Raw genomic sequence first — 19,152 nt, 5'->3', positions numbered from 1 at the left:
GATTTCGGAGAGCATCCCAAAAAAGCGTCCACTCCCAGTCTTTCAATAGGGAGTGAACGCTTTTTAAGATTGGACATTCAAGACATTACACAGCTGCAAATTGGCTGTTATATAAGCGGGCGTAGTAGCCTCCGCTCGCTAGCAGTTCATCATGAGTGCCGCTCTCCACAATATCGCCGTCCTTCATGTAGAGAATGAGATCCGACTCACGAATCGTCGACAACCGGTGAGCGATCACAAAGCTGGTTCGTCCGGCAATCATCTTCAGGAATGCTTTCTGGATACGCACCTCTGTCAGTGTGTCAATACTGCTGGTTGCCTCATCCAAAATCAGCATTGGCGGATCCACCAGCATGACCCGGGCTATCGTCAATAGCTGCTTCTGTCCCTGGGACAGATTGTCACCAGAGCCGCTGATCCGGGTCTGATAACCGTCCGGCAGACGTTTGATAAAGCCATGCGCATTAGCAGCCTTGGCTGCAGCAATCACCTCTTCTTGGCTGGCCTCGGGCTTGCCATAGGCGATGTTCTCAAAGATCGTTCCACCGAACAGCCAGGTCTCCTGAAGCACCATCCCGAAATTGCGGCGCAGACTGTCCCGAGTGATGGTGTTAATATCCACTCCGTCTATCGCGATAGTTCCGCTGTCTACATCATAGAAGCGCATAAGCAGGTTAACCAGCGTCGTCTTCCCCGCTCCCGTCTGCCCTACAATCGCCACCCGCGTTCCCGGCTTCACTTCCAGACTGAACCCGGTAATGAGTGGCCGCTCCGGATCATAAGCAAAGCGCACCTGATCGAACGTAATCGTTCCCTGGCTGGTTGTAAGCTCCACAGCTCCCTCGGCATCCGGTTTCTCTGGTGCCAAATCCATAATCGCGAAGATACGCTGTGCTGAAGCCGTCGCTGATTGCAGCTGTGTGATCACTCCGGTGATTTCGTTGAACGGCTTAGCGAACAGGTTCGAATAGATCAAGAAGCTAGAGAGATCCCCTACCGTCAGGTGGTTCATAATGACCATGACACTGCCGATCATCGCAATGACCGAGAATGTCAGATTATTTACGAGTCGGGTCGTTGGGTTCGAGAGCGAGCCGTAGAACTGGGATTTCACACCCGTCTGGTACAGCGCTTCATTCTGTTCAGCAAACGCTGCAAAGGCACGCTCTTCATACTGATAAGCTTGAACAACCTTCTGCCCGCCCACCAGTTCTTCCACATAACCGTTCAGTCCACCGAGGATTTTAGCCTGATCCCGGAACATCTGCTGGGAGCGGGTCGTAATAAAACGCGCTGCAAAATACGAAGCCGGGGCGGACAGAAGTACCACAAGGGTCATAAGCGGACTGATGTAAAGCATCAACCCAATCGCTCCAGCAATCGTAACTACACCGGTTAGCAGTGTAGAAAAACCTTGCTGCAACCCGTCCGAGACAGCATCCATGTCGTTGACAAAACGGCTGATGCTATCCCCTTGCGGATGATTATCATGAAATTTCAGCGGCAATACGTTCAGCTTGTCGAATAGTTCACGCCGCATATCATTGATGGTTCGATAAGCGATCCGGTTCATAAGCGCCGTAAGCAGCCATCCGAAGAGACTGCCGACGAGGTAGATAGCGCCGAGAATGAGCAGCAGGCGTAGGACAGCTGGAAAGTCGACTTTTCCTGGACCGATCATAAAATCAATCGCCTTGCCGATCAGCAGCGGCCCAATCAAACTGGCCACTACGCTGAGAATGGCACAGATGACCGCAAGGATCATCAGGCTCCGATACTGGGATGTATAAGCGATGAGTCTCTTCCACGTATTATTTCTTTTCATTGTCCAGACTCCTCACTCGATAACTGGGACAGGCAGATTTCTTTATACTCTGCACAGCCCTCCATCAGTTCTTCATGACTTCCGATGCCGGCAATCCGCCCTTCCTCAAATACGATAATTTTATCAGATTGCCGTACTGTGCTTACCCGTTGGGACACCACAAGTACGGTCATTTCCCGGCTATATTCTTTTAGCTCCTTGCGCAATGCTGCATCGGTGGCAAAATCAAGTGCGCTTGACGAGTCGTCGAGAATCAGAATCTGTGGCTTACGGATGACAGCACGCGCGATGGTCAAACGCTGTTTCTGTCCGCCGGACAGGTTCATTCCTCCTCTGGATACCTTAGTATCCAGTCCTTCCGGCAACTTGTGAATGAATTCGGCCGCCTGAGCCACTTCGGCTGCCCGCAAGATCTCCTCTTCCGTTGCCTCTTGGTTGCCCCAGCGGATATTATCTGCAATCGTGCCCGTGAACAGCAGTGCTTTCTGCGGAACAATCGCAATTTTCTCCCGCAGCCGGGATAGCGGATACTCTCTGACATCCATGCCATCTACTGTGATACTGCCCTCCACCGCATCATAGAAACGAGGAATCAGATTCACAAAGGTGGACTTCCCGGAACCGGTACTGCCGATCAATCCCACCGTCTCTCCCCGGTTAATGACCGCAGAGATGTTATCCAGCGCCAGCTCGCCGGTACTGCTGTATCCGAAGGACACCTGGTCAAATGCGATCTTGGATACCTCCTGGCCACCGGTAGGCTCCTGAAGACCAGTGTCCTTAACCGAAGAAGTCACTGCCAGCACTTCATTGATCCGGCTCGCCGAAGACGACGCCTTGGTGAAGATGATCACTAGATTGGAGACCACAATCAGGGCCAGCAGGATCTGAGTGACATAATTTATAAAAGCAATGATCTCCCCTTGCGAGAGACGACCGTTATCGATGTGAAAACCACCCGCCCACAATATAGCTATGATTGCTGCGTTCACCACTAGCGTGGTGAGCGGTCCCAGCCAGGCAGAGATACGTCCAACCCGAATCGCCGTAGCTGTCAAATCATCAGAGGATTCTGCAAAACGAGCCCGCTCCTGACGACTCTTGGCAAATGCGCGAATTACACGCAGACCAGACAGATTCTCGCTCAGCACCAGTGCCAAAGCATCCAGCTTCTTCTGGTACAGGCGATAAAGCGGAGATGTCCGACTGATAATCAAGTACAGAATAACCGCAACTACGGGCGTAGCTGCCAGCAGAATCAGAGACAGCCGGAAGTCGAGAATCATGGACATGATTATTGCTCCGATGCAGATGAACGGTGCCCGGATCACCAGGCGGATCAGCATAGCAACCGCCAGCTGTAGCTGATTTACATCATTCGTGATCCGATTGATCAACGAAGGCGTTCCAAAGGTATCCAGTTCGGCATAAGACAACGACGAAATATGACGAAACATCTTGTTACGAAGCGTGGTGCCAAAACCTTGTGAGGCACGGGCAGCATAATACTGGCAGATCATCGAGCAGCCGAAGCCGAGGAGTGACATCAGGAGCATCAACCCACCCAGCCGGTACACATATCCGCTATCCTGATGCCCGATTCCATTATTGATAATCAGGGCAACTAAAGTTGGTAACAACAACTCCAGGATCGCCTCCAGCAGTTTGAAGATGGGGCCGATGATGGCTTCTTTTCGATACGGTTTTAAATAAACGGCAATTTTGAACACTGGAATCCACACCTAACCTAAGAAGTATTTAAGTATTTGATTTTTCTATAAGACCAGTTATGATTATGTCATATCTTTTTTCATATTAATAATATTGTTTTCGTATCAGTGCGATACGATTTACATATCTCAAACCGGAGGTTCCCCATGGATATCAGGCAGCTCAAATACTTTTTGACCATCGCGGAGGAAGGCCAGATCACTTCAGCTGCACGCAAGCTGCAGATGGCTCAGCCTCCCCTAAGCCAGCAGCTGAAGCTTCTTGAAGATGAACTCGGTGTCAAACTTTTCGAGCGTGGTCCCCGTAGCGTACAGCTCACGGATGCAGGCATTATTCTGCGAAACCGGGCCCAGCAGATTCTGGAGCTGACAGACTCCACTACCCGAGAGATTAATGACTTTGCTAAAGGCATGAAAGGCACCATAACTGTTGGAACCGTCTCTTCATCCGGCGCAACCCTGCTTCAAGATAGACTGCGCGAATTCCACAAAATGTATGCCGGTATCAAATTTGAAATTCATGAAGGTAATACGTTCATGGTAATAGACCTTCTCAATAAAGGAATCGTAGAAGTCGGCATAGTCCGCACTCCTTTTAATACTACAAATCTGGAATGCAAGTATAGCAGCGCTGAGCCGATGATCGCTGTAATGACCCCGGAATATGACTGGAGCAAGGGAGAAGCTTCCATGACGGTCAGTGAGCTGCAGAACAAGCCACTGATCATTTATCGGCGATTCGAGCAGCTGATCTCGGAAGCCTGTATCGATCAGGGCTTTGAACCCTCCTTCTTTTGCATGAATGATGATGCCCGTACCACACTGCTCTGGGCTAACGCTGGACTGGGCATTGGTATTATCCCCAAATCCGCCTTCGGACTCGTGAACAACAGCAATTTGTTGTACAAGGAGATTCGTAGCGAGACGCTGCGCACCCGTGTCGCTGCCATCTGGATGAAGGACAAATACTTGTCTTCGCTGGCTGCCAAGTTTATTGATTGCTTCGGTTAAGAAGAAGCCTTATAGAGAATGCAAATAACCCGCCCTGGCTTGCACCAGTGACGGGTTATTCTACTTTTTATAGAGGTGTTAATTGGCTAGGCCAACATTACACCATGATTTTGCAAATATCGTTCGTGAACTGTACAGGGTCGCCTACTTGCAAGCCTTCGATCAGCAGCGCCTGGTTGTACAGCAGGTTCGTGTACAGACTCAGCTTCTCTTTATCATTGTCCGAAGCAGCCTTCAGGGACTGGAACACTTCATGGTTGATGTTGATCTCCAGCACCTTGTCGGCCTGTACTTCCTGGCCGTTCGGCATGGATTTCAGGATTTTCTCCATCTCGATCGTCAGCTCGCCTTCAGAGGAGAGACAGACCGGATGGGTCTTAAGACGTTTGGAAGCTTTAACATCCTTGACCTTGCCGGACAGAATGCCTTTCATCGCTTCGAATAGCTCTTTGTTCTCGTTCTCTTCAGCATCCGTAGGCTTGTCCGCTGCATCGGTCTCGATGCCGAGATCGCCGCTGGAGACAGATCTGAATTCTTTTTCCATATAAGAAGTGATCATCTTGATCGCGAATTCATCGATATCATCGGTGAAGTAGAGGATTTCATAGCCTTTATCAGCTACCAGCTCGGTCTGCGGCAGCTTCTCGATGCGCTCTACGGATTCACCTGCAGCATAATAGATATACTTCTGATCTTCCGGCATTCTTGACACATATTCGTCCAGCGTAACCAGCTTCTTCTCTGTGGAAGAGTAGAACATCAGCAGGTCCTGCAGCGTGTCCTTATGCATGCCATAATCATTGTATACGCCGAATTTGAGCTGTCTGCCGAAGGCACTGTAGAACTGATTGTATTTCTCTCTTCCGTCCTTGAGCAGGCTTTGCAGCTGGCTCTTGATCTTGTTCTTAATGTTCTTGGCAATCAAAGTCAGCTGGCGGTCATGCTGCAACAGCTCGCGGGAAATGTTCAGCGACAGATCCTCGGAATCTACCATCCCCTTGACGAAGCTGAAGTAGTCCGGCAGCAAATCGCTACATTTGTCCATGATCAGAACGCCGTTGGAGTACAGCTCCAGGCCCTTCTCATATTCCTTCGTATAGTAGTCAAACGGCGTATTCTCCGGGATAAACAGAATCGCGTTATAGACCACCGCACCGTCGGCACTGATGTGGATATGCTTGAGCGGCTGGTCGAAACCGTAGCGCTTCTCGGCATAGAAATTGTTATAATCCTCGTCGGTCAGCTCGTTCTTATTCTTCCGCCAGATCGGCACCATGCTGTTCACGGTTTGTTCTTCGGAGACTTCCTCGAACTCGTTCTCGCTGTCAGCCTTAGGCTGGCTGGTGGTGATATCCATCTTGATCGGGAAACGGATGAAATCAGAATATTTCTTAATGATAGACTTCAGGCGGTACTCTTCCAGATATTCATCATATTGATCTTCTTCGGTGTTCGCCTTGATCTTCAGGGTGATCTCGGTACCCACAGTATCTTTCTCAGCCGGCTCGATGGTATAGCCATCAGCGCCTGTGGATTCCCATTTGAACGCTTCACTACTGCCCAGCGCCTTACTGATGACCGTTACATCGTCGGCAACCATAAAGGCCGAATAGAAGCCTACACCGAACTGACCGATAATGTTATGGCCGTCCTTCGCCTCATTCTCTTCCTTGAAGGCCAGGGAGCCGCTCTTCGCGATAACGCCAAGGTTGTTCTCCAGCTCCTCCGCAGTCATCCCGATTCCTGTATCGGTAATGGTCAGCGTTCTGTTTGCTTTATCAGCGGTCACTTTAATATAGTAATCTTCTTTATTGAAGACCAGCGAATCGTCGGCTAATGCTTTGTAATAGATTTTATCAATAGCATCGCTGGCATTCGAGATCAGCTCTCTCAGAAAAATCTCCCGCTGCGTATAGATGGAGTTAATCATCATCTCCAGCAGGCGCTTGGATTCGGCTTTAAACTTTTTTTTGGCCATGAATACATTGATCTCCTTTCAAAATAAACATCTGTATAAGACGAACTTAAGATCCGAACGTAAGACTCGATCGTCACTACGGTGAATGTTTGGACTTTCGGCCGCTGTTGTCCCCAGATTTCTTCTTTATAAACCGCTTCTAGCGGTTGAAATCCGGTGACAAAGGCGGTCGCTTTCGCTCCTACAGTTCCAAACCCTCCCCTTCATTCCTTCGCGCTTTTCGTTACTTTCTTTTATTCGTCTCATATAGTCAACACAACAAAACAATTAGCACTCCACTCAAGTGAGTGCTAACACTTCTTTTTATATACCATATAATAAATTTAGATGTCAATATATTACTGCATATTTGCTATATTTATTGAACTTAAGTTACTAGACATAAGCATCGGTGTCGCTCTGGTGAACCCTGAATTTTCGGCCTCTGTTGGCATCACTTTCACAATCCTGCTGCCTGCGTTCCTGCATCCTGCATCAGCATCTGGATCAGAAATTGCAGCGGATGGGACTTCCATTTCTTGGGATGGATTAGCAATTGCAGATCGAAGTGGATCTCAGGGTGGTTAAAATTCAGCTCGGCGAGATACCCTCGCTCGATCTCCTCCTGGGCTACGATCCGCGGCAGCAGCGCAATGCCCAGCCCGTTCATGACACAGCGCTTGATCGCCTCCAGGTTGGATAGCTCAAAGCCTATGCGGAACACAATGCCGTGCTCCTTGAGCAAATTCTCGAACAGACTTCGGTAAATGCAGCTTTCCTCCGAGACAATGAATTCGCAATTGTTCAGATGCTGCAGCTTAACAGTGTCCAGAGCGGCCAGTGGATGACCAACGGGAGCGATTAGCACCAGTGGCTCTTCCCGGATAATCGTGCGGTTCAGGTAGGAATCTGCCGTGCTGCGGTCCAGCATCAGCCCGATATCCACTTCCCCGTCCTTTATTTTATTGACCAGATTAGCTTCCTGCTGTGTTTGCAAATGAATGTTCAGCCCCGGAAACCGTGTTCGCAGCTGCTGAAGAAAAGGAGGCAAATAAAATGCTGCCAGGGAATCTATCGTTCCGATCGTCAGCGTCCCGCCAATTTGCTGAGCAATCGTTTCTTTGGAACGATCATACAAATCCAGCATCTCCACAAACAGCTTGAGCAACTCCTCCCCCGGAGGGGTCAAGCGCAGCTGGCGTCCATGTCTCTCCATAAGCGGGACACCATACTCCTTCTCGATCTTCTGGATTTGCATCGTAACACTGGACTGGGCATAACCCAGTTCCTCGGCGGCACGGGTAAAGCTCTGGCGCTTAGCCACTTCTCGGAAAGTTCTCAAGTAAGTCAAATCCATAATCTCACCCTAACATCAATAATAATGATGATCCATATCATTTATTATAGATAACACCGATGCAATATTCCATGGTAAAGTAATCTTACAGCAACTAAATTGTTGGAGGCCGATAATCATGCTTACAGAACAACAGGTTTTTGGAGTATATGTCCCCGTGGTCACTCCGTTCAATACAGCCGGTGAAGTTGATCTGGATTCGTATGAGCACTATGTGAACAACATCATTAAACATAATATTCAGGGTCTGGTTGTAAACGGAACCACTGGTGAATCGCCGACGGTTACCGTGGAAGAATTTCAGGTTCTGGTCAATGCATCTCGTGAACTTTTAAAGCAATCCTCAATTCCGCTTATGGTCGGCACTGGAACGAACGATACCGCATCCACTGTAAAACGCACAGAGCTCGCTGGATCTTTGGGCGCAGATGCCGCACTCGTTGTGGTCCCTTATTACAGTCGCCCCTCGCAGCAAGGCATTATTGAGCACTTCCGCAAGGCTGCAGAGGTTGGCGTTCCGATCATGGCCTATGATATTCCCGGACGAAGCGGTGTTGGTATGACTGTCGATACAGCGCGGACGATTCTGGAGATGGACAATGTTATTGGTCTGAAAGACTGTTCAGGTTCGCCACTATTGGTCACCGAGCTGACCAAATATGGCTCCAAGCCGATTCTGTGCGGCGATGATCAGCATTTCCTGGATATGTTGGGACGCGGTGCAGCTGGCGGCATGTTGGCTTCGGCGAATGTACGTCCGGCAGAATTCATCGAAATCTACCAATATTTTGCCTCCGGGCAGCTGGAGCAGGCCAAAGAGGCCTTCGAGCGCCAGCTTCCACTAATCTCACTGCTTTTCAAAGAATCCAATCCCGCTCCGATCAAATGGCTGCTTAGCCACACTGGAGTCATCGGTTCCGATACCCTTCGCCTGCCACTGATGTCCATCAGCACCGCGCTGCAGGAAGAACTTCGTGCATACCAGGCTGGAGCGCTTGTATCCGGGTTGTAACGGTAACGCAATTATCCATATTGAAAGGCTGCCCACTCCGTTTCTCACGGCTGAAGGCAGCCTTTATTTTTTCTTAACCGTACGCAATCCGTCCTCATATCTTTGTAGATAATCCGTCAGCGTAATCTTACGGCACAGCTCCGCGAGCAGGTCGTACGGAATGGCATTTATATTTTTAAAGCGTATACAGCTCTTCCCCATATCAAGCTTGCCTAGGACAACCTGCGCATACTCCTCCTGAAACCAGGTCAACACCTCGGGAAAGATATATATGCCCATATGATAAAAAGCGATATAGTTCTTCTGGGAAGCTATGCTGATAAATGGAAGGGGCTCCTCAGGCTTCGCATGATAACCGGACGGATAAATACTGTGTGGAACAACATAACCGATCATGCCATAGGCCATAGTCTCTTGAAAGCCTTCCGGCAGATTATCCACTACTGTCTTTCTCAGCGCCACCATGGCTTGCTTTCGCTCCTCTGGCAGTTGATGAATATATTCTTCCGGACTGCCTGCTTCATACTTCATTAGGTACCCTCCATTTACGTTACTTCAAATTATTGACCATCAGTTCTATCATACCAAATTCAGGATCAAACTAAAAATAACGACGGATTGTGCAAGGCCACGTTTACGAAAAAAAACGCAACAAAAAAACGGGAGATTGCTCCCCCGCTTCTTCATGCTATATACCTATTAAGACTAGTCTACAATTTCAGCAGTATCGCCATTGTTAGCACCTGCTGCATTGGCTTCGTCTGTATCAATATGCATATCCAGTGCAAAGCTGTCGGATACACGCGCAATTACGTTCTCCAGCACAAGACCGCGTTCGCCACCGAGGCGAACCTTCAGCAGTTGCTTGTCAGCGATGCCCCAAGCTTCAGCATCGGAAGTATGAAAATGAATATGGCGAGCTGCCACAATAACGCCGGTTTCCAGTTCCACTTCACCAGCTGGGCCTTTCAAAGTAATGCCCGGTGTACCTTCGATATTACCGGATTCACGAACAGGGGCTTTCACGCCAAGCGCGAATGCGTCTGTACGGGACACTTCCAATTGGGAAGCAGGACGAGCAGGTCCAAGAATTCTTACTTTGTCAAATTTGCCTTTGGTGCCAATTACCGCTACAGTTTCATTCGCAGCGAATTGACCAGGTTGGGAGAGGGGTTTGAACTCTGTCAATTGATATCCAGGGCCAAACAAAGCCTCCACGTGCTCTTGCGTAAGGTGAATATGTCTAGCCGACACACCTACGGGTACAGTCTTGCTCATTGTAAGTCACTCCTTGAATTTTCTCTAGTATCTGTACAAGCCACAAAACATTATACAACTAAATACTCAAAACCTAAAGGAACCTTGTCACTTTTTATGATAAATTCTTGTATTGGACACATAGTAATACAAAATATTCCAATCAAACATTGCAATCATGGAGTAATTTCTGATAAGAACAACCTGTGCGTTTGGTGTTGTTCGGTGTGTTTGGTGTGTTTGGTGTGTTAAGCACTGGTTAACAGTTTGGCGTGTTTAGTCTATTAAACACTGGTCAACAGTTTGGCCCGTTTGGCGCGTGTGTTGATTCCGTTGCCCCAGATCCGCAATCTTCTAAGCCGGACTATGCTTGCTCGCTTTAGAAGGCAGATTCTCTCGCAAAAAAGTCATGGCGTTCCCGTACAGCCATCCGCTTACAAGATCTTCAGGATAATGCCGGAGCAGCAGCTCCGCAAACTCCGGATATTTTCCCGGATGCTCCAGCCCCTCTACCCAGGTGTCAATGCCGTCAAAATCCGAGCCGAACATCAGAATCCGTTCTCCACCAAGGCTGCATACATGTTCAATATGCTTCAGCAGGTCTTCTCGTCCTGCCTTTCCTCCATCTTCTACAAACCACGGAAAAAATGTTAGCCCCATTCTTCCATCCATAGCAATTAGCGCTTTAATCTGTTCGTCAACCAGATTGCGTGGATGCCCACATATCGCCGCAGCGTTGGAATGAGAGGCAATAAACGGCCGATCGCTAAGCTCTGCAAGCTCCCAGAAGCCCGCTGGGGAGAGATGCGACACGTCCAGTAGCATTCCACTCTGGTTGCACCACTCCACCAGCTTCTTCCCTTTCTCTGTAAATCCTCCATTCCGTCGCTCAAGTACCCCATCTGCAGCCCAGTTGGCATAGTTCCAGGTAACCCCCAGAAACCGTACTCCTAGTTCAAAACAGAGCTGGGCATAGAACAGATTGCCCTCCAGACCGTCTACGCCCTCCACAGAGAGCATTCCTGCGCTGGACGCTCCAATGATCTGGCTTTCCACTTCTTCCTTCCAGCGAAGCCACTGCAAGCCTTGTGACCTCACTACTTTTTCACGAAAAAGATCGATTTGACCCAATATCCGCTCAAACCCCAGTTTTCCCCTGCCCTCCGACAGATAGATAGCAAAACATTGCAGATCTACTCTCCCTGCTGCCAGCCGCTCTGCCGTTACATCGAGGCGCGAATCATTCCGAAAATCAATATCGCCGAAATTCTGCATTTTACTCAACACATCACAATGGAAATCTGCCACCTTCATATCTACTTTCCTCACAGCATTCCCCTCACTTTCTGCTGCCACCCGTCACTATCCACACGAGAGAGCCTTCTTCAGATTCTATGCCGCGACCCCAGGGGTTATCTGTAAATATGCAGCAAAAAAGCCTGTTTACCAAGGTAAACAGGCTTCAAACTGATGTATCTCTATTATCTCGGTTCAACAATAAGTTTAATCGCCGTCCGATCTTCTCCATCAATAACAATGTCCGTAAAGGCAGGAATGCAAATCAAATCAACACCGCTTGGTGCCACAAATCCCCGGGCGATAGCAACTGCTTTCACTGCCTGATTCAGTGCTCCTGCTCCTATTGCCTGCAATTCGGCCGTTCCACGTTCACGGAGAACACCTGCTAATGCACCGGCGACGGAATTAGGATTGGATTTAGCTGATACTTTTAATACATCCATGTAAGTACCTCCCCTGGGAAAAATGATGGTGTTCTTCCACTCTGTAGATGTTATTCGCGGGAGAAGAAATAATTCCTTCTTTTTACCGACTACTTCTACTTAAATTGGTACAAAAGATACTCTTTTTCGATATAAAAAAGATCACACTGCATCCTAAAACGTTGCTTCCGCCCGATTCCTCTTGCTTTTTGACCGTTCCTCTTAGTCCATGATCCAATCGCCTTCGCGCATGCGGATCTTTTCCAGCTTGGTCGCCGCCCCTGTTGCCTCGTCCAGCTCTGCAAACAAACCGTGCAACTGCCACTTGCCTTCGTCCACGACGAAGCGTGATGGAAGCTGTGTTTTGAACTTGTATAGGACCGCTTCTTTTTCCATACCCAGTATTCCTTCTCTTGAACCAACCATGCCCGCATCGGTCAAGTAAGCAGTTCCCCCAGGCAGAATCACATCGTCATTACTCTGCACATGTGTATGGGTACCGACAACGATCGACGCACGTCCGTCCATATGATAGCCCATGGCAATTTTCTCGGAGGTCGCTTCTGCATGGAAATCTACGAGGATGCATTTATGCTGTCTGCGCAGCTCATCCACAATCTCGTCGCCAGTGCGGAACGGACAATCGATAGCTGGCAAAAAGGTACGGCCCTGTAAGTTAACAATCGCTAGTTGCTTACCGTTTGCTTTTATTACCGTGTATCCGCGTCCCGGTGTACCCGGTGGGAAGTTCGCCGGACGAATCAGCCGCGGCTCATCGTCAATAAACTCAAAGATATCACGGTTATCCCACGTATGATTACCCATCGTGATCCCGTGGACGCCCCAGTTGAAGAATTCGTTCGCAATGGCTGACGTTATCCCGCGGCCAGCAGCAGCGTTCTCACCGTTGACAATAATAATATGGGGCTGGTATTTGCTTTTCAGGGAAGGCAGCATTTCACGCAATGCTTTTCTTCCAGTGTTGCCAACGATATCACCAATAAATAGTACTTTAATAAGACTCTCCTCCTAGACTTGCACTTGGTTTGAAACATCGTATTTACAGAAAAAATGGCCCCGCTAGGGGCCACTTTTCTTCATTTGCCTATTTAGCGTATTCTACCGCCCGTGTCTCACGGATTACAGTGACTTTGATATGTCCTGGATAATCCAGTTCATTCTCAATCATCTTCGTAATGTCACGAGCCAGACGGAAGGCTTCCGCATCGTCAATCTTCTCAGGCTGTACCATTACGCGAACCTCACGGCCCGCCTGAATGGCGTATGATTTCTCAACACCCTCGAAAGATTCGGAAATTTCTTCAAGTTTCTCCAGACGCTTGATGTACGTTTCCAGTGTTTCGCGACGAGCACCAGGTCTTGCTGCCGACAGAGCGTCAGCTGCACCAACCAACATTGCAATTACCGAAGTGGCTTCACAGTCACCATGGTGAGAGGCAATACTGTTGATAACTACCGGATGTTCCTTGTACTTCTTCGCCAGTTCGACGCCGATTTCTACGTGTGAGCCTTCTACTTCATGATCCAGCGCTTTGCCGATATCATGGAGCAATCCGGCACGTTTTGCAAGCACGATGTCTTCCCCAAGCTCACCGGCCATAAGTCCTGTCAGATAAGCAACCTCCATGGAGTGCTTCAACACATTCTGTCCATAGCTTGTACGGAATTTCAAGCGACCCAGAATCTTAATCAGGTCTGGATGCAAGCCGTGAACACCTACCTCGAAGGTAGCCTGCTCACCGTATTCACGAATCCGCTCGTCCACTTCTTTGCGGGATTTCTCCACCATCTCTTCAATGCGAGCTGGATGGATACGTCCATCCGCAACCAGCTTCTCAAGTGCCGTACGGGCCACTTCGCGGCGGATTGGATCAAATCCTGACAGAATAACTGCTTCCGGCGTATCATCAATAATGAGGTCAATACCGGTGAGAGTCTCCAATGCCCGGATGTTGCGGCCTTCACGACCGATAATCCGTCCCTTCATCTCTTCATTCGGCAGCGTAACAACCGAGACGGTTGTCTCCGCAACGTGATCAGCTGCACAGCGTTGAATGGCCAGCGTAATGATCTCGCGGGATTTCTTGTCCGCTTCTTCCTTCGCCTGCTGTTCGATTTCCTTGATCATTTGTGCGGTTTCGTGGCGAACTTCCTGCTCTACATTGCTGAGAATAATACTTCTTGCATCTTCGATGCTGAGATTGGAAATCCGCTCCAACTCAGTAACTTGGGTCTTGTAAATGACATCAATTTGTTGTTGGGTTTCATCGATTCGTTTCTCTTTGTTAGCTACTTGTTCTTCTTTTCGCTCGAGCGATTCCATTTTTTTATCCAGCGATTCTTCCTTTTGCAGCAAACGTCTCTCTTGTCGTTGGATTTCGTTCCGACGTTCACGAGTTTCTTTCTCAGCCTCGGTACGGATTCTGTGGACTTCGTCCTTAGCTTCCAATACCGTTTCCTTCTTCAGCGCTTCTGCCTCTTTTCTCGCGTTTTCCACGATGACTACGGCTTCTTTCTCAGCGCTTGAAATTTTAGCTTCTGCAAGGGATTTACGAATAAAATAACCGAACCCAAAGAATAATGCAGCTACAACGAGAACGACAATGATCCAGGCCCATGTTGGCATCTGTTCACCTCCTCGTTGGTTCCTCCAAGGTATGCCTTGGGAATTTGTGCAGTTGTTCAACTATCCGTTTCATCACCATACAAAAAACCGGTAACCTCACCGATTGCCATACTGCACATGCTGCACATGCACACTGCCCGCCATATACGGCGATTACATATCATATGAGTTGTATGCGAATCGCAAAAAGATTCACCCTTTTTGGGAAGGAAAAAGGTTTCTTGCTTTTGCCGATTCATGTTATATTTTATTATTTATAAAAAGACATTGTCAAGAGAGCCGATACCTTCACTAAAGTCAAGTCTAGTAATCCATGAAGTAGGAATCCTCTTCTTGCCCTTCTGCATTCTCTTCCTGGAGCAAAGTATTGATCACCTGCCGCACCATTTCTCCCGGAAAACCACGTCTCATAAGGAAAGCACCTGTCTTGCGCCTTTTGTCGACGACTTCCCCGCGAATCATATTCCACTTCTTGCGTCCTGTCTGGAGCGCACTCGCCAATTCGTCCTCTGGACTGATATTCTCCAGCGCTTCCGCGATCAGTGACTTGTCGATTCCCTTCTCTCGCAATTCCTGGCGAATCCATAGTTTGCCCTTGCGTTGGTTCGTGAGGCGCTGCTCCGCCCACTGTCTGGCGTATAATGGATCATCAATAAAACGTTCCTCCTGCAGCCGCTGCACCACTTCCGCAATAATAGTCTCTCCTATTTCCTTCTGCCGTAAACGGCGGGCCATCTCCTGCGCAGTTCGCGGCTTGCGTTCCAAATAACGAAGACCTTCTACATAAGCGCGCTGGCGCTCATCCGCTAATACAATCTCCTCCAGATCGGCCTTGATAAATGAATTACCCGTGATCATCCGGTATTTAATCATGACATCTTCATGAACGGTCATCGTATAAGGGCCGAAATGAATGATATAGCGGTGATCCGACTTCTTCTGTCGCTCCACCCGTGTGATCTCAAGTAACCCATCCTCCGGAAAATCAGACAACGCCTGTTCATCCTGCTCTTCCGGCTCCGAATCAAGTTGTATAACCATGCTGCTTGTCACCTCATTACCAATATCGTATACATATACCAACCTCAGATTATGAAAAGACACCCTGTTATGTCGTTCACAGGGCGCCTATCCTTAGCGAATATTCAATTCAGACTATTCGATTTCCATCAGCAGATTCTCTTCTTCTTCCTTCTCTGCCGCAATTTCAGATTCACTTGGGGAAGCCACAAGCGTCGATAGATTGCTGGCTTCACGAATCTTGTTCTCAATCACGAGGGCGATGTCCTCATGCTCCTTCAGGAACTGCTTAGCATTCTCCCGACCTTGGCCAAGACGTTCGCCTTCATAGGAATACCAGGCACCACTCTTGTTTACGATATCCATCTCCGTACCGATATCCACAAGACTGCCTTCCTTGGAAATTCCCTCACCGTACATAATATCTACATCTGCCTGCTTGAACGGAGGTGCTACCTTGTTCTTCACAACCTTAATTTTCGTCCGGTTACCCACAACATCGTTCCCCATCTTGATGCTCTCTACGCGACGTACATCAAGGCGAATGGAAGAATAGAATTTCAGAGCTCGACCGCCAGGAGTCGTCTCAGGGTTACCGAACATAACACCGATCTTCTCACGAAGCTGGTTAATAAAGATTGCAATTGTGTTCGATTTGTTGATCGCACCAGACAGTTTACGCAAAGCTTGGGACATTAGACGAGCCTGCAGACCCACGTGAGAATCACCCATGTCGCCTTCAATCTCTGCCTTTGGCACCAAAGCTGCCACGGAGTCAACGACAATAATGTCTACCGCTCCACTGCGAACAAGTGCTTCAGCGATTTCAAGCGCCTGCTCCCCTGTGTCCGGCTGTGAAAGCAGCAGTTCATCTATGTTCACGCCCAGCTTACTGGCATATCTTGGGTCAAGTGCATGTTCCGCATCAATAAATGCAGCTTGTCCCCCAGCCTTTTGCACTTCTGCAATCGCATGAAGCGCAACCGTGGTCTTACCGGAAGACTCCGGACCGTATACTTCGATGATACGCCCCTTCGGAAATCCGCCAATCCCCAATGCGATATCTAACGCCAAAGCTCCGCTGGGTACCACTTCCACTTGCATGTGGGTGGATTCGCCCAGTTTCATTACAGAACCTTTACCGAATTGCTTTTCTATTTGACGAAGCGCCATCTCAAGCGCCGCACGACGATCTGACAACCAGACCACTTCCTTCACTGTTGTTTATAATATACATAATAACGTGTTTTGAAGACCTTGCCAAGCTTTTTTTCGAACATACATTCGTTTTTTTTAACTTCCGGCCTACCTCTCCCTTTTATTGTAAGCCCCCTTCCGGTTGCACAAAATAAGAGCATCGCGGCCGGGAGAATGCATCTCCCCATGATTATCAAACAAAAAACCGCGGCATAGAATGCTCTGCGCCACGGTTCTTCCGTATGTTTCAATTATACAACGTCTTCCAAAGTTATGACAAGTCGGAGCCTTCCAGCGGAGTCTCCACCTTGCGCTCTTCCAGTCTGCGCCAAAGGCGGTACAGCAGTGCTTTTACGGAACGCAAACGGATATTCTCTCGAGTACCCTGTAAATTCAGCTCGTACACTTCCGTCTTCCGGTTCCGCTCAGCAATCCCGATAAAGACGAGTCCCACCGGCTTGCGCTCAGAATATCCTGGTCCAGCCACACCAGTAACTGATAGCCCGAAATCACTGTCTGCAATCATTCTCACCTGCTCAGCCAGCACCTCGGCAACCTCGCGGCTGACGGCGCCAGGAGCATTGCTGCCCTCCAGAAAATCGCTTGGCACGTTCAGCAGCTTCTTCTTGATGTCGTTGGAGTAGCAAACAATCCCCCCGGCGAACATCGAAGCACTGCCGGGAATGTTCGTAATACTCTCCATCAGGAGGCCGCCAGTGCAGCTCTCCGCCGCACTCAAAGTCAGCCCTGCATCCGCCATCCAGTCCACAATCAGCTGTTCCAGCGGCACGTCAATGTTCGCATACATGTGTTCCGGAAGAATATCCTTGATCTGCTTTTCCAGAACATCCAGCTTCTTCAAGGCATCATGCTCGGAAGGAGCCTTGGTCGAAATGCGGACCGTCACTTCGCCCTCCTTGGCATATGGAGCAATCGTTGGATCGGTCTGATTGCGGATCAAATCAATCAGCTTGTCCTCCAGGAGCGATTCACCGATACCGGCAAACTTGAGCATTTTTGAGTAGAGCGGCATTTCGTCCGTCAACGCATGCTGCAGCAGCCATGGCTTGGCCTTGTCCGTGAACATTGGCTTCATTTCACGCGGGGGGCCAGGAAGGACGATATAATATTTATTCTCATGCGCCAGGGCTATGCCCACCGCCAAGCCAATCTCATTAGGTAGCGGAGTAGTGCCTTCAATAATCAAAGCCTGCTTGCGATTGTTCTCTGTCATTACAATCTTCCGTGCGTCAAAAAAGCGCTGTACATGGTCCATGGCCAGTGTATCGATATGCAGACCACGGCCCAGTGCCGCGGCCAGAGCGTCTTTGGTAAGATCGTCTTCGGTTGGACCAATGCCGCCGGTGAAGAGGATCAGGTCCGCACGGCTCTGGGCAATTTCGATCGCTTGCTGCAGGCGGCTGCTATTATCGCCGACCACCGTTTGAAAATAAACATCGATTCCTAGTGCAGCAAGCTCTGTCGATAGGAACTGGGCATTGCTGTTGACGATCTGGCCGAGCAAAAGCTCAGTGCCGACTGCGATGATTTCTGCTTTCATAGCGGGCTGACGCCTCCTGAATTATAGAATGGACCGTTCATTATTATGCTTTATGGAGCTGCAACAGATCCTTGTTCTTGACAAAATAATCGATTCCCGAATAAATCGTGATCAACGTTGCGGCCCAGATCGCGATATCGTCGACCGGAATGCTGATGAACTGGAACGGGAAATTGTTGAGCAGCAGCAGGGAGATGGCGACAATCTGAACAATCGTCTTGATCTTGCCCCATTTGCTGGCGGCCACTACCTTGCCTTCAAGCAGCGCAACCTGACGAAGCCCGGTTACTGCAAATTCGCGGCTGATAATGACAATGGCAATCCAGGAATCGCATCTGCCCAGCTCCACTAACGAGATAAGCACAGCGGTAACCAGCAGCTTATCCGCGAGCGGATCAAGCAGCTTGCCAAGATTGGTGACCATATTATATTTCCGGGCGATATAGCCATCTATTCCATCCGTACTGGCTGCCAGCAAGAAAATCACCGCCGCCACCAAATGGTTAACAGAAAGCTGGAATGAGCCCCAGTGTATCGGCTCTGGATAGAAGCTATAATCCACCAGCAAAAAAAACATCATAATAGGGATAAGACAAATACGAGCAAGCGTGATGCGGTTGGGCAAATTCACTGAAGTTCCTCCCCTGATCAATCATCCAAATCGTGATCCAACATTTCTTACGCAAGTATATTATAGCCATAAAACGGCCGCGGGCAATAGCGGCTGCCCCATCTCATTTATCCCTGAATGTTGTGGGCGCCATGGACAGTTGGCTGGATTCTATACTCTCTCTATCTATTCAAAAAACTGTTGCAATATCCATATGTAATTTGAGCCACATGAGCAAGCAATCATC

Annotated in this window: 16 protein-coding genes; 2 read left to right on the top strand and 14 right to left on the bottom strand. The window is 48.9% G+C overall.

Annotation, left to right across the window (positions count from 1 at the left end):
- Positions 1-85: 85 nt before the first annotated feature.
- Both AC3Y23_RS06615 and AC3Y23_RS06610 read right to left on the bottom strand, forming a co-directional pair.
- Positions 86-1,825 (bottom strand): ABC transporter ATP-binding protein, encoded by a 1,740-nt coding sequence (locus AC3Y23_RS06615; RefSeq protein ID WP_379196861.1) that lies wholly within the window; start codon positions 1,823-1,825, stop codon positions 86-88.
- Positions 1,822-3,555, bottom strand: coding sequence for an ABC transporter ATP-binding protein (locus tag AC3Y23_RS06610; RefSeq protein WP_379196859.1), 1,734 nt, complete (start codon positions 3,553-3,555; stop codon positions 1,822-1,824). The genes AC3Y23_RS06615 and AC3Y23_RS06610 overlap by 4 nt, the downstream gene beginning before the upstream one ends.
- Before the next feature lie 147 nt (positions 3,556-3,702).
- On the opposite strand from AC3Y23_RS06610, the gene AC3Y23_RS06605 reads away from it, so the two are divergent.
- Positions 3,703-4,566: a LysR family transcriptional regulator gene (locus AC3Y23_RS06605; RefSeq protein WP_379196856.1), complete on the top strand. Its 864-nt coding sequence runs from the start codon at positions 3,703-3,705 to the stop codon at positions 4,564-4,566.
- A gap of 97 nt (positions 4,567-4,663) precedes the next feature.
- Here the strand turns inward: AC3Y23_RS06605 and htpG are convergent, their stop codons facing one another.
- The gene (htpG, locus tag AC3Y23_RS06600; protein ID WP_379196854.1) at positions 4,664-6,544 is read right to left on the bottom strand and encodes a molecular chaperone HtpG; all 1,881 of its coding nucleotides are present in this window, start codon (positions 6,542-6,544) and stop codon (positions 4,664-4,666) included.
- Between the two features lie 439 nt (positions 6,545-6,983).
- Positions 6,984-7,880 carry a LysR family transcriptional regulator gene (locus AC3Y23_RS06595; protein ID WP_379196852.1) on the bottom strand — a complete coding sequence of 299 codons (897 nt, stop codon included), beginning with the start codon at positions 7,878-7,880 and terminating at the stop codon, positions 6,984-6,986.
- 118 nt (positions 7,881-7,998) lie between these two features.
- On the opposite strand from AC3Y23_RS06595, the gene dapA reads away from it, so the two are divergent.
- Positions 7,999-8,892, top strand: coding sequence for a 4-hydroxy-tetrahydrodipicolinate synthase (gene dapA, locus AC3Y23_RS06590; RefSeq protein ID WP_379196850.1), 894 nt, complete (start codon positions 7,999-8,001; stop codon positions 8,890-8,892).
- 63 nt (positions 8,893-8,955) lie between these two features.
- Here dapA and AC3Y23_RS06585 read toward each other — a convergent pair whose 3' ends face one another.
- From AC3Y23_RS06585 to pgsA, 10 genes are all read right to left on the bottom strand, one after another.
- Positions 8,956-9,423, bottom strand: a complete 468-nt coding sequence (locus AC3Y23_RS06585; RefSeq protein WP_379196848.1) for a DUF1801 domain-containing protein — start codon at positions 9,421-9,423, stop codon at positions 8,956-8,958.
- Between the two features lie 174 nt (positions 9,424-9,597).
- A complete protein-coding gene (gene pduL / locus AC3Y23_RS06580; protein ID WP_066361969.1) occupies positions 9,598-10,170 on the bottom strand; it encodes a phosphate propanoyltransferase in 573 nt (190 codons plus the stop codon).
- A gap of 333 nt (positions 10,171-10,503) precedes the next feature.
- Positions 10,504-11,463 (bottom strand): dipeptidase, encoded by a 960-nt coding sequence (locus AC3Y23_RS06575; RefSeq protein WP_379197154.1) that lies wholly within the window; start codon positions 11,461-11,463, stop codon positions 10,504-10,506.
- 167 nt (positions 11,464-11,630) lie between these two features.
- Positions 11,631-11,891: a stage V sporulation protein S gene (locus AC3Y23_RS06570; protein WP_036656334.1), complete on the bottom strand. Its 261-nt coding sequence runs from the start codon at positions 11,889-11,891 to the stop codon at positions 11,631-11,633.
- Positions 11,892-12,092: 201 nt separating this feature from the next.
- Complete coding sequence (locus AC3Y23_RS06565; protein WP_379197152.1) at positions 12,093-12,887, bottom strand: TIGR00282 family metallophosphoesterase; 795 nt, start codon at positions 12,885-12,887, stop codon at positions 12,093-12,095.
- Positions 12,888-12,975: 88 nt separating this feature from the next.
- Positions 12,976-14,517, bottom strand: a complete 1,542-nt coding sequence (gene rny, locus AC3Y23_RS06560; RefSeq protein WP_379196845.1) for a ribonuclease Y — start codon at positions 14,515-14,517, stop codon at positions 12,976-12,978.
- Positions 14,518-14,820: 303 nt separating this feature from the next.
- Positions 14,821-15,558 carry a regulatory protein RecX gene (locus AC3Y23_RS06555; protein ID WP_379196843.1) on the bottom strand — a complete coding sequence of 246 codons (738 nt, stop codon included), beginning with the start codon at positions 15,556-15,558 and terminating at the stop codon, positions 14,821-14,823.
- Between the two features lie 114 nt (positions 15,559-15,672).
- Entirely contained in the window at positions 15,673-16,737 is a 1,065-nt protein-coding gene (gene recA / locus AC3Y23_RS06550; RefSeq protein WP_379196841.1) for a recombinase RecA, read from the bottom strand.
- Between the two features lie 268 nt (positions 16,738-17,005).
- On the bottom strand, positions 17,006-18,295 hold the full coding sequence (locus tag AC3Y23_RS06545; RefSeq protein WP_379196839.1) for a competence/damage-inducible protein A: 1,290 nt from the start codon (positions 18,293-18,295) through the stop codon (positions 17,006-17,008).
- A 43-nt stretch (positions 18,296-18,338) separates the two neighbouring features.
- Positions 18,339-18,926: a CDP-diacylglycerol--glycerol-3-phosphate 3-phosphatidyltransferase gene (gene pgsA / locus AC3Y23_RS06540; protein ID WP_379196837.1), complete on the bottom strand. Its 588-nt coding sequence runs from the start codon at positions 18,924-18,926 to the stop codon at positions 18,339-18,341.
- Between the last annotated feature and the right edge of the window lie 226 nt (positions 18,927-19,152).

It is taken from the genome of Paenibacillus sp. MAHUQ-45, assembly GCF_058133325.1.
The sequence above is the reverse complement of the archived record's forward strand: the minus strand, read 5'-3'. Positions and strand labels throughout refer to the sequence as shown.